Below are 11,630 nucleotides of genomic sequence, written 5' to 3' on the forward strand. Positions count from 1 at the left end.
GGAGGTGCTCGGAGCGGCCCTATACCGCGCGGTGCAGCCCGGTCTTCACCTGGTCGGCGCCGGGGATCCGCGTCACGAGGACCTTGTCGATCCGGTTGTGGTCGAGATCGACGACCTCGAAGCGCCAGGCGCCGATATCGACCTGCTCCCCCGTCTTGGGCAGGCGCCCAAGGCTGGCGAGGACATGTCCGGCCACGGTCTGGTAGTCGCGGCCGGTGGGGAGGCTCACGCCGAGATGCTCGGCCATCTCGTCGGCGGGCAGCCAACCCGCGAGCAGCCAGGACCCGTCCTGGCGCTGCACCGCGCCGGCATCGTCGGAATGGTCGAGATCCGTCCGGAACACGCCCGCGATGGTCTCCAGCAGGTCCGCCGGGGTGACGAGGCCCTCGAAGTGGCCGTACTCGTCATGGACGAACACCACCGGAACCTCTGCCGCCTGCAGCAATGCCATGGCATCCAGCGCGCCGGCCGTTTCGGGGATGACCTGGACGGGGCGGATGAGCGCATGCAGGTCGAGCGGCTGCCCCGCCATGGCGCGGGCCAGCAGCTCGCGGGTCTGGATGATGCCGATGAGCGCCTCGGTCGATCCCTCGCCGACCGGCAGGCGGGAGTGGTGGGTATTGGACAGGATCTCCCGGATGCGCGCCTCACTGGCCGTGATGTCCACCCATTCGACCTCGGTGCGTGGCGTCATGATGCCGCGCACCGGCCGGTCGCCGAGCCGCATCACGCCGGAGATCAGATGCCGTTCCGCGCTCGCGATGGTGCCCGAGCTCTCGGCATCGGCGACGAGGGAACGGATCTCCTCATCCGTCACCTTGCTCTCCTGCTGTGGTCCCACCCCCAGGACGCGGAAGACCAGGCCGGTGGAGGCGTCGAGAAGCCAGGCCGCCGGAAGCGCGGCACGCGACAGGAACGACATCAGCGGGGCGATGAAGCTCGCGAAGCCCTCCGGGTTCCGCATGGCGAAGCGCTTGGGGACCAGCTCGCCGATCACGATGGACAGATAGGTCACCACCGCGATGACGAGGCCGAAGCCGAGCGGATTGGCGACGCCCGCCGGCACGCCGAATGTTTGCAGCCAGTTGGAGAGGCGCCCCCCGAGGGCTTCGCCGGAGAAGGCGCCGGCGAGGATACCGACGAGGGTGATGCCGATCTGGACCGTGGAGAGAAAGCGACCGGGATTCTCGCGCAATGCGAGGGCTGCCTGGGCGCCCCTATTGCCGGCATCGGCCATGGCCTGGAGCCGCCTGGGGCGGGATGACACCACCGCCAGTTCTGAACATGAGAACACGCCGTTGAGCAGGATAAGGGCAACGACAATGGCGATCTCGATCATCGCGGATCTAGATCACGCCAGGATGCCCGGCCGCAAGCCGGGAAGGCCCGTTGCGGCGGCACCGCGACGCCCCTCGGCCGGACGGGCCGTCCGCGCCGGCCTGCTCTCCCGATTGTGGGGTGCCGCCCCAGCCCGGGCGGCGATCTACTCGCGCCCATGCACAGCGCCGTTCCAGCCGATTTCACGTCGTCCCCGGAGGATTCCGCCTGGATGGCGGCCGCGCGCCCCGCGGCCCGTTTCCTCTGCGACGCATTTTTTCGCATCCCGGAGGATGTTTACGTCGGCCCGGATCACGCCATCACGCAGGAGGACTGGAGGGGGCTGCGTGTCCCCGTACCCGCACCGAACCTTCCCCTCCGAATGCCGGGAAAGGTGGCGACCACCGACCTTCTCGGCCGCGAGGAGGGGTTGGCTGAACACGGCGCGCGCCTCCTCGAAGTGGCCGGAGCGCATGGCAAGGCCGCCAGCATGACCCGCCCTTCTCCCTACTTCACCGTGGCGCCCGCCATTCTGGGCCCGGATGGCCTGCTGGCCACGTGGCCCTGGAGCGACACCCTGCCCGAAGCCGTACTTGCCCTGGAGGCCCTGGCCGCCGCGGATCGCGCAGCCCCCGGCACCATTCTCTGGGATGACGAGGACCAGGGCTGGCACCTGCGGATCATCGGTGCAGGCGCGAGCGCCTGCCTGGTGGAATGGGATGCCGAGGGCCCTCCGCCGGCCGAAGACGCCTGGCGGGTGGATGCCGCCGAGCTGGCCGGGCAGGCGGCATCGGCGCTGGAGCGCCTCCGGACCGTGCATGCGCGCCTGGTGAAGCGGCTCGGGCGGGATCTCTGGTCATAGGCTTCGCGCCGAAGGGTGCCGGCCCCTTCGCCGCCCCAGGTCGCCCCCCCCCGGGCGGGGAGGCGGGTGCCCTTCATGCCGCGGCCATGTCCCTAGGCGCGCTGCACCCTTGCGCCCGCGCGGTCGCTCCCGGAGGCGCGGATGAGCGCCTGCATATTGGCCCAGCTCCTGTCCCAGGAGATGTGGGAGAGCTGCTGATCCACCCGCTCCAGCCAGGCCTCGCGCGGGCGGGACATGACGTGTTCGAGGGCCAGGACCGCGGCCTCCGCCGTTCCGGCGATCTCGACCAGCCCCGTCTCCCCCCAGGGCCGGATCACATCGGTGATCGGGGTGGAGACGACGGGGACGCCGGCAGCCAGGTATTCCGGTGTTTTCGTGGGGCTGATGAAGCGGGTGGCCTCATTGATCGCGAAGGGCATGAAGCCGGCATCCCAATGAGCGAGATGGGCGGGCAACTCGGCATAGGGGCGCCCGCCGAGCCAATGCAGGTTCGGCAGCCGCGGCAGTTCCGAGGCGGCGATCTTCACGACCGGGCCGATCATGATGAAGGACCAGTCCGGGCGGCGCTGCGCGCAGGCCGCCAGGAGTTCGAGGTCGAGACGTTCGTCCACGACGCCGAACCAGCCGATCCGCGGATGGGGAAGGTCACGGAGCTCAGAGGGCTCCGCGATGCCTCCGGTGCGCGCCTGCGCGAAATGATGCTGGTCGATCGAAGAGGGGAAGCAGTGCACATCGGCCCGCACGTTGCGCTTCGCCTCGTAGAGGGACTGACCGCCGGTGAAGACGACATCGGCACGGCGCATGAGGCGCCGCTCCTCCATCAGGAGCTGCGGCGACGCGCCGCGGAAGGCGGAAAGCTCGTCCATGCAGTCATACACAGTCAGACGCGGCGACAGATGCCCCGCGACCGCCTGGGCGAGCGGCGTGTAGTACCAGAGGATGTCGGGCTGTCCGGCTTCGGCGATCAGGCCGTCGAGAAGGGGGCGCTGCATCCGCTCGACGCTGCCGGGCACGCCATCCCAGTAGGGCAGGAACGGCGTGGCCACCTCCACCCCTTCCAGAACCTCGCGGCGTTCGAGCCGGGGCAGGTCAGGGCCCGGCGGCTCGAAGCGCGGCTCTTCGACATAGACCACGCGCCAGTCCCGCGCCGCGCGGGAAAGCAGGTGCTGCGGCCTCTGCAGCACCAGGTCCCATGGCAGATGGGACATGCACAGGAGCATCGGGCGGGCGAACGTTTCGCTGGATCGAATCATGAGATGGTAAGTACCGCACCCCGCCCCGCGTCACTTAACCCATGATGAGCAGGCAATGAATGCTGCGTGATCGCGGCCCGCGGCCTTGGACACGCATCGCCGTCACCGCGCCCCGCACAGGGCATGAAAGAGGCGGCGCTGTCCCGCAAGTTCCGCGGCCAGCGGCTCATGCACTGGCCGGATATCGCCCTCCTCCCGCAGTTCCAGCAAGCCGTTCGGGCAGTAGCGGTCGTCATCCCAGCCGGGATGCGACAGCACGGGATAGAAGCAGATTCCCTCCATCGGCACGCCGGCGCGCATGGCAGCCCGCACCTCCTCGCCGACATAGCGGAACCAGGGCGCGCGCTCATCGCCCTCGATGCTCGTCTCGGCCATGAAGATCGGGCGCCCGTAACGCGCATGGGCACCGGCCAGCAGGTCGCGGAGCGGCTTGTGGCGCGCGTCGCCCGGCAGCAGGGGCTCACGCAGGCCGCCATGCAGCCACTGGTTGTTCCAGTAGTAGTTCACCCCGAGGATATCCAGCATCTCCGGCGCGCCGCCGAGTTCGGGCGACATACGGCCGGCGATCATGTCCCAGGCGTGGAACTGGCCCTCGTTGCGGGCCTCGGCTTCGGCCGGATCCTCGCCAGGGCGTGCGACGATGTTGATAATGGGATCGATCGCGAGGATGCGTGCCGCGGGCGCCGCCTCGCGCACGGCCCGCGTGCCGGCCAGGGTCGCGCGGACAAGCTGGCGCTTCAGCTCGTCGCTGTGCTCGCGGTCCGTATGGCCGGGGTTCATCAAGCCCGCTTCGCCGCCCGCCCAGGAGAAGAAGGAGATCTCGTTGACGGGGCATACCATCGGGGCCTCTCCCGTCTCCGCCAGATGCAGCCTGGCGAAGGCAGCGGAGAAGGCGGCGAAGCGATCCACGAAAGCGGAGGAGTAGACGTCCAGCCCGTCGGGCCAACCATAATGGCAGAGGTCCCAGGCCACCTGGGTGCCCGTCTCCCGAGCCGCGCGGAGCGCCGGCAGGACCGAGCACCAGTCGTAATGCCCGGGCGTGGTCTCGACCAGATGCCAGCGCACGCCATCCCGGACCGAGCGGATGCCCATATCGGCGAGCTGCCGGTAATCCTGGGTGATGAGGACGTCGTGCCGCGTGCCGCGGATCAGGTCCAGCCGCCGCCCGTCCCGGCGGCGATGCGTGGAGCATTCGAAGCCGCCGAGGAAGAAGCTGCGGAACAGGCTGGGCCGGAAGCCCAGCTCGGGGCCGCTGCCCGAGGCGCCGGGGCTGCTCTCCTGCACAGGGGCAAGGTCGGTGCGGGCATCGTCGGGGCTGTTCTGCATCGGGGCCCTGTCAGGCGGTTGCGGCGGCGCGGTGGCGCTTCGCGCCGATATCCAGGATCAGGCGAGCAGCCGCTTCGACTCCGCCCCCCCCAGTGATGAGGGTTCTCGCACGGTCGAGCATGGCCCTGGTCTCCTCTGGCCTGTCCAGCACGGCGCGGAAAGCTCCTTCCAGCGCCTCCGCGCTGACGGCATCGGGCAGGAAGCTGTGCGCGGCCTCATGGCGGCCCAGTGCTTCGCCGAGAAGAAGCGTTTCGGAGATGGGGCCGGGCACCAGGACCATGGGCGTTCCCATGGCCGCGGCCTCATGCATGGTGCTCGTGCCCTCGCCGATGACGATGTCGGCCGCGCTGATATGGCGCAGCGCATCGGCCTGGGGCACCACGCCTTCCAGACGCACCCAGTCAGGGAAGGCTTCGAGCCCGAGGATGCTCCGCAGCTCCTCGCGGTCATGCACCGCGATCAGATGCAGCCGCAGGCCGGGATGGGAACTGCGCCGAAGCCGTTCCGCGGCGCCATAGACGCTGGAGAGCACGCGGATGCCGAACTCGCGCGAGAAGGGGAAGTTCCGGACCGCGTAGAGGATCATGGGGCTCCCCGGCTCGGCGCCGAGAGTCGTCCGTGCACTCTCCCGATCGGGCACGGAGGACAGGTCGAGGAAGGGGCCGGTCTTCACGACCAGCTCCTGGACCAGCGACAACTCCTCCGGCAGCGCGACCAAGGGGGCATAGGCCCAGATGATCGCGTCCATCTGCTTCATCATCGGCCAATCGCCGAACAGCTCGTCGCCGACCGGCGGAATGGGGATGGAAACCCAGGCCGCCCCAGGCACGCAGGCGCGGAGCGGCAGCAGGTAGCGCGCCGTGTCATCCACGATGACATCCGCGTCACCGAGGCAAGCGCGCGCCACGGCGTTCCGGTTATGCCGCGAAATGGGCGGAAGCAGCCGGGGCTGGTAGCCCATCTGCATCGTCATCTCGACATTTGGCGGCCTCAGCCGGACCATATCGATCACGTATTCGATCTCGACAGAGGGGTCGGCGCGCTTCAACGCCCTCGCGAGGGTCGCTGTCCGGGATACATGGCCGATCCCACCCTCCACGCAGGGAAGCATGATCACCTTCATGAACGCTGCCAGAGCCGCACTGCCATCGATTCCCGCCTTGGGCTTTCGGCTTTGACGCCTGGAGCACGCAGAAGTTCCAGCCAGCCGCAACAGGGCCACGGCGCGCCGTCATTAACACAGATAAATCATCACCGTGCCGCGACAGGGAATGCAACTTTCGGGACGGCAGGAAACGAAGTCGCTCCAGGGACGCTAGACAGTTCTGAACGGCACCCGAGCATCTGATGACACGAGCAGGCCTTGCGGAGAGCGACGACCCCATAAGCAGCCTGGAGCTGTGGGGCGGTGTGGAATGCACGGTGCTTCGTGTGGAAGGAGAGTGGCGGGATCAGCTGCGCGAAACCGGCCATGACGCCCGCGAGGATGATCTCGACCGGATCGCGGAGCTCGGGATTCGCAAGCTGCGCTATCCCGTCCTGTGGGAGCGCGTGGCGCCGGACGATCCTCCGCGCCTGGATTGGAGCTGGTCGGACCAGCGGCTCGCCAGGCTGCGCCAACTGGGATGCGACCCGATCCTGGGCCTCGTGCATCACGGTTCCGGGCCAGCCTATACCAGCCTTCTGGACCCCCAATTTCCGGAGAAGCTGGCCGCCTACGCGGCCCAGGTGGCCGCGCGCTACCCCTGGGTGCGCGACTGGACACCCGTGAACGAGCCGCTGACGACCGCGCGCTTCTCCAGCCTGTACGGGCACTGGTTTCCGCATGCACAGGACATGCGCAGCTTCCTTATTTCGCTGATGAACGAGTGCCGTGGCATCGCCCTGGCCATGCGGGCCATCCGCCGGGTCCGGCCGGATGCGCGGCTGGTTCAGACGGAGGATCTGGGACGCGTCTTCTCGACCCGTCCGCTGGCGGGGCAGGCGGCGCATGAGAACGAGCGGCGCTGGCTGAGCCTCGACCTGCTCTGCGGCCGGGTGGACCGGCACCACCCCTGGTACGCCATCATGCTCGCGGAGGGCGTGCCGCAGGCGCAGCTGGACGCGATGGTGGCCGAGCCGTGCCCGCCGGACATCATCGGCATCAACCACTATGTCACGAGTGACCGCTTCCTCGACCATCGCGTCACGCTCTATCCGCCGCAAACCCTGGGTGGGAATGGGGAGATGGTCTATGCCGACATGGAGGCCGTCCGGGTCCCGCTGCCGCCGGACATTCATATCGGCCCAGAAGCAAGGCTGCGCGAGGCTTGGGAACGGTATCGCCTGCCCGTGGCCGTGACGGAAGCGCATCTCGGCTGTGTGGAGCCTGAGGAATGCGTCCGCTGGCTGCTCGAGGTGTGGAATGCCGCGACCCGCCTGAGGCAGGAGGGCGCGGATCTGCGCGCCGTGACAGTGTGGTCCATGTTCGGCGCCATGGATTGGTGCTCCCTCCTGCGCCGCCGCGCGGGCAAGTACGAGCCAGGCGTGTTCGACGTCCGTCACGCCCCGCCCCGGCCGATGCCCCTGGCGCAGGCCGTGCGCGCACTGGCCACGCAGGGGCGGTTCGAAGCCCCCATCGCGAGGAAGCCCGGCTGGTGGCGCCGCGAGGATCGCTTCGTCGTCGAGCCGCAGGCCATGGCGGGTCACGACTGAAGGAGAGCGCCGGCGACCGCACGATGCGGAACGCCGGCGCGCGTCTGATCGCAAGGCCGCCCCGCCCCGGATCCTGCTTCGCAGCTCCGTGACGATCCCGGGGCCCCGCTGGGCTAGCTCGGCCCTGAATTACGATTTTCATGGAGTTCAGGCATGGCTGAAGCCAGGTTCGCGCCACCGGGTCCGCTGGGCTATGGCGGTGCGCCGCTCGGGAACATGTTCGCCACGGTGGACGACGCGACGGCGCGGGGAGCGCTGGACGCCGCATGGGATGGCGGCATCCGCTACTTCGACACGGCTCCGCATTACGGCTCCGGCCTTTCCGAGCACCGCTTCGGCGAGGCGCTGCGCCACCGGCCGCGCGAGAGGTTCGTCGTCTCCACCAAGGTCGGCCGGCTGCTGCGCCCGGATGCCAGCCGCCCGGAGAATCCGCCCTTCCTCGCGCCTCTGCCCTTCCGCGTGGTGGTCGACTACTCCTACGACGCCACGCTCCGCTCCATCGAGGACAGCCTCCAGCGCCTCGGCCTCGACCATATCGAGATCGCCTTCATCCATGACATCGCAGAGGACCATCTCGGCCCGGGATGGGTGGAGATCTTCGACGAAGCGATGGAGCGCGGTGCCGCGAAGGCGCTGATCCGCCTGCGCGAGGAAGGGGTGATCAAGGCCTGGGGCCTGGGCGTGAACCGCACGGAGCCGTGCTCCCGCGCACTTCGTCTGTCCGACCCGGATGTCTTCCTGCTGGCGGGGCGCTACAGCCTTCTCGACACCTCGGCGCTGAGCGGGCTCTTCGCCGAATGCGCCGAGCGCGGCGCGCATGTGGTGATCGGCGGCCCCTACAACTCCGGCCTTCTCGCAGGCGGCAGCACCTTCGACTATGTCGAGGCGCCGGCCGAGCGGATCGCGGCACGAGACCGGATCGCCGCCGTGTGCGAGCGGTTCGGCGTGGATATCCGAAGTGCCGCGCTGCAGTTCTGCGCCGCGCATCCCGTGGTGGCGTCCGTCATTCCCGGGGCCAAGAAGGCCGACCGGGTGCGGCAGAACATCGACCTGATGCAGCAGCCGATCCCCGGCGCCTTCTGGCAGGCGCTGAAGCAGGAAAGGCTGCTGCCGGAGAACGCGCCGACGCCCTAGGCTATGGCGGGGCCCAGCGCTGCCGCTGGCCCCGTGTTTCCGGCATGGTCAGCCAGAACAGCACGCCTCCCAATGCGGCCACCGCCGCCAGGGCGAGGAAGGTGGCATCGTAACCGGCCCGGACCACCATCTGGCCCGCAAGGCCCGCGCTGAGCACGCCACCTACGCCATGCACGGTGCCCACCACGCCCTGGGCCGCCGCGAAATGTCCGCTGCCGCGCGTCAGGTCCGCAATGACGACGGGAAACAGCGCGCCAATCAGGCCGGCGCCAACCCCATCCAGCAACTGCACCGCGATCAGCCAGGCGGTGTTGTCCCACAAGGTGTACAGCACCCCGCGCAGGGCGAGCGCGGCGAAGGCCGCCAGCAGCAGCGGCCGCCGCCCCCATGCATCCGCCCGCGCGCCCGCGAAAGCCGCGACCGGCACCATGACCGATTGCGCGGCGATGGCCGAAGCCGCCGTGAGCGTGATCCCCTGGCCGAGATTCTGCAGGGCGAGCTTCTGCGACACCAAGCCGAGCATGGAGGCATTGGCGAGGTGGAACAGCGCGCCGCAGGCGGCGAAGGCGATGAGCGGGCGGGAGCCAAGCAGCAGCCGCCAGGCGGATGGACCCTCTGCGCGCACCGCGCCGGGGAGCAGGCCGCGCGCGACCGAATGGTCGATCGCGCGAGCCGGCACGGCCGCCGCCGCCACCACGCTGGCGAGCATGGTGAAGCCCATGCTCCAGAACAGCACCGGGCTTCCGAAGAAGGGCGCGGTGACCAGGATACCAAGGCAGATCACGCCGTCCCCGAGATGGAACAGGGCCTCGTTGCGTCCCGCGCGCCGCGCGAAGCGATCGGGGCCGACCACGCCGAGGGAGATGGCGGCGAGGGTGGGGCCGATCGTGACGCCGGCCAGGGCACCGACGACACCCGCCACCACCACGGGCCAGAAGCGGGGCGCGAGCGGGATCGCGAGGCAGGTTGCCGTCACGAGCACGACCGCGGCGGCGATCAGGAGGCGCTTGGCCCGCACCGCGTCCACGAGGGCTCCCATGGGCGCCTGCGCCACGAGGCCGGTCAGCCCGCCGATCGAAAGCGCCGCGCCGACCTCACCCGCGTCCCAGCCATGCTCCGTGATCAGATAGACCCCGAGGAAGGCACCGAGCCCATAGCGAGCGTCAGAGACAAGGAAGCTCAGCGCGTCCAGGCTGCGTTCGGCGCACTTTTGCAGGGGCATAGGGTCGTCCGCCTTGAGGCCTGTGCGGTTCCACAACGCGCAGCTTCTCTCGTCGCTGCGCGCATGGGCGGGCGCCCCAACCCGAGCCAGGTCGGCACCGGGCGTTCGACCTTCATTCCTCCATGACGGCAGCCGAGTGCCCCGCCACCTTGGCCGGGCAAGCGGCGTTTGCTCCCCCTTAAGATCATAGGCCGATCCTTTCCCGGGAGAACAAAGACGAAAGTAGGGTAGAATGCGCATCCGTACCCTCTTCCTGGCCTGCTTCTGCGGCATTGCCGTGCCCGGCGCGGTGGCTTCGTTGTGGTTGGCTGGCTCGGGCTGGTCCGCCTGGGAGAGGGCGGAGGATGCACGCCGGGTCACCCGCGCCGTCAGCGATGCCCAGCGTGCGCAGACCGCGATCGCCAGCGAGATCGGTGGCTATGCGTCCATGCTGCGAATGCCCGCCCCCAACATCGACGAAGCGCGGCAGATGGCGGCGATCACGGACCGCCTGCTCTCCTCGGCAGCCGACAGCGCGGCTGCCGGCGGGTTCGAAGCGGGGTTGGTCCGCGATCTGACGCCGCGCGTGGCCGGTATCCGGAACCGAGCGCTCGAAGCCATGGCGAAGCCCTTGGAGGGACGAGACCCGGGCCTGCCGGCTGCGACCCAGGCCCTGCGGAACCAGGGCGTGGAGGCGATGAGGCGGCTCGCGGCGCAGGGTTCCGCCCGTGTGGCGGAGATCTCGCCGCAGACAGCGCTGCTGATCGAGATCGCCACGGCCGTGATGGACGTGCGTGACTATGTGGGGCAGCGGAACGTGCTGATCACCGGCTGGGTAAGCGGCGTTCCGGTCCAGCAGCCGGCCTATGACGATGCGATGCGCTTTACCGGCCGGGTGGAGCAGGCGCTGGCTGGCGCGCGGCGGCTGATCGCGGGGATGACCGGCGATACCGCCCTGCCTGCCGCGCTCCAGCAGCAGAACAGAAGCTTTGTCGAAGGCTCCGAGGTCCGCTGGCGAGAGATGCTCACGCTTGCACGGGGCGTGCTGGCCGGGCAGGCGGCACGCTGGCCCCTGACGCCGGTTGAATACCGTTCATGGTCGGTCGGGGCCCAGGCCGAGATCCTGGGCCTGCGTGACGCGGCACTGGACGAGGCGGTCGCTAAGGCTGCCTCCGCGGCGGATCAGTCGCGGAATGGCTTTCTGGCTGCCGCTGCGTTGGCCGCGGTGGTCTGCACCCTGACCGTGTTCTGCATCGGCCTCCTGCTCCGCCGGGTGCTGACGCCGCTGCAGGCCCTGACCACGGGTGTGGAGCGGATCTCGGGCGGCGATCTGGAGATCACGGTTCCGGGCCGTAACCGAGGGGACGAGCTGGGCGCGATGGCCAAGGCACTCGAAACCCTGCGGCTCGGCGCGGTGGAGCGGCGGGATCTCGCGGCTGCGCAGGCGGCGGAGGCGGCGTCGAAGGTGGCGCGCGGGGAGCGTGTGGACGGGCTGCTGCGTGGCTTCGAGGCGGAGGCGTCGGAGGTTCTGCGTGGCGTGGCGTCTGCGGCGGTGGAGCTGAACGCGACGGCGGGCGAGATGGCGGGCACGGCGCAGGACGGGGTGGCGCGCGCGACCTCGGTGGCGGCGGCCTCCGAGCAGGCGAGCGCGAATGTGCAGACGGTCGCGGCCTCGGCCGAGGAGCTGGCCGCCTCCATTGCCGAGGTGGCGCGCCAGGTGGGCAGCTCGGCCGAGGTGGCGCGGCGGGCGGCCGAGGATGCGCGGGCGACCGATGGGGCGGTGCAGGGCCTCTCCGAGGCGGCGCGCAGCATCGGGGATGTGGTGCGGCTGATCAACGACATC

9 protein-coding genes are annotated in these 11,630 nt (G+C 69.6%); 4 read left to right on the forward strand and 5 right to left on the reverse strand.

Annotated features, from left to right (window positions below; all coding sequences use genetic code 11):
* Positions 1-19: 19 nt before the first annotated feature.
* Positions 20-1,339: a hemolysin family protein gene (locus tag BUB97_RS20440; RefSeq protein WP_073138210.1), complete on the reverse strand. Its 1,320-nt coding sequence runs from the start codon at positions 1,337-1,339 to the stop codon at positions 20-22.
* A gap of 372 nt (positions 1,340-1,711) precedes the next feature.
* Between BUB97_RS20440 and BUB97_RS20445 the strand changes: the two genes are divergently transcribed.
* Positions 1,712-2,179 carry a hypothetical protein gene (locus tag BUB97_RS20445; protein ID WP_139281406.1) on the forward strand — a complete coding sequence of 156 codons (468 nt, stop codon included), beginning with the start codon at positions 1,712-1,714 and terminating at the stop codon, positions 2,177-2,179.
* Positions 2,180-2,271: 92 nt separating this feature from the next.
* Here the strand turns inward: BUB97_RS20445 and BUB97_RS20450 are convergent, their stop codons facing one another.
* The 3 genes from BUB97_RS20450 to BUB97_RS20460 all read right to left on the reverse strand — a co-directional run bounded on the left by BUB97_RS20450 (position 2,272) and on the right by BUB97_RS20460 (position 5,881).
* Positions 2,272-3,387 (reverse strand): glycosyltransferase, encoded by a 1,116-nt coding sequence (locus BUB97_RS20450; RefSeq protein ID WP_139281407.1) that lies wholly within the window; start codon positions 3,385-3,387, stop codon positions 2,272-2,274.
* A gap of 147 nt (positions 3,388-3,534) precedes the next feature.
* Positions 3,535-4,758 (reverse strand): glycoside hydrolase family 1 protein, encoded by a 1,224-nt coding sequence (locus tag BUB97_RS20455; RefSeq protein WP_245818391.1) that lies wholly within the window; start codon positions 4,756-4,758, stop codon positions 3,535-3,537.
* A gap of 10 nt (positions 4,759-4,768) precedes the next feature.
* On the reverse strand, positions 4,769-5,881 hold the full coding sequence (locus BUB97_RS20460) for a glycosyltransferase family protein (protein WP_073138216.1): 1,113 nt from the start codon (positions 5,879-5,881) through the stop codon (positions 4,769-4,771).
* A 224-nt stretch (positions 5,882-6,105) separates the two neighbouring features.
* On the opposite strand from BUB97_RS20460, the gene BUB97_RS20465 reads away from it, so the two are divergent.
* Both BUB97_RS20465 and BUB97_RS20470 read left to right on the forward strand, forming a co-directional pair.
* Positions 6,106-7,452: a family 1 glycosylhydrolase gene (locus BUB97_RS20465; protein WP_073138218.1), complete on the forward strand. Its 1,347-nt coding sequence runs from the start codon at positions 6,106-6,108 to the stop codon at positions 7,450-7,452.
* 153 nt (positions 7,453-7,605) lie between these two features.
* Complete coding sequence (locus BUB97_RS20470) at positions 7,606-8,586, forward strand: aldo/keto reductase (RefSeq protein ID WP_073138219.1); 981 nt, start codon at positions 7,606-7,608, stop codon at positions 8,584-8,586.
* Position 8,587: 1 nt separating this feature from the next.
* On the opposite strand, the gene BUB97_RS20475 is transcribed toward BUB97_RS20470, so the two are convergent.
* Positions 8,588-9,808, reverse strand: coding sequence for an MFS transporter (locus BUB97_RS20475; RefSeq protein WP_073138221.1), 1,221 nt, complete (start codon positions 9,806-9,808; stop codon positions 8,588-8,590).
* Positions 9,809-10,040: 232 nt separating this feature from the next.
* Between BUB97_RS20475 and BUB97_RS20480 the strand changes: the two genes are divergently transcribed.
* On the forward strand, positions 10,041-11,630 hold a 1,590-nt coding region (locus BUB97_RS20480; protein ID WP_073138223.1), incomplete at its 3' end, for a HAMP domain-containing protein.

The sequence above is a fragment of the Muricoccus roseus genome, from assembly GCF_900141905.1.
Classification (GTDB): domain Bacteria; phylum Pseudomonadota; class Alphaproteobacteria; order Acetobacterales; family Acetobacteraceae; genus Roseomonas; species Roseomonas rosea.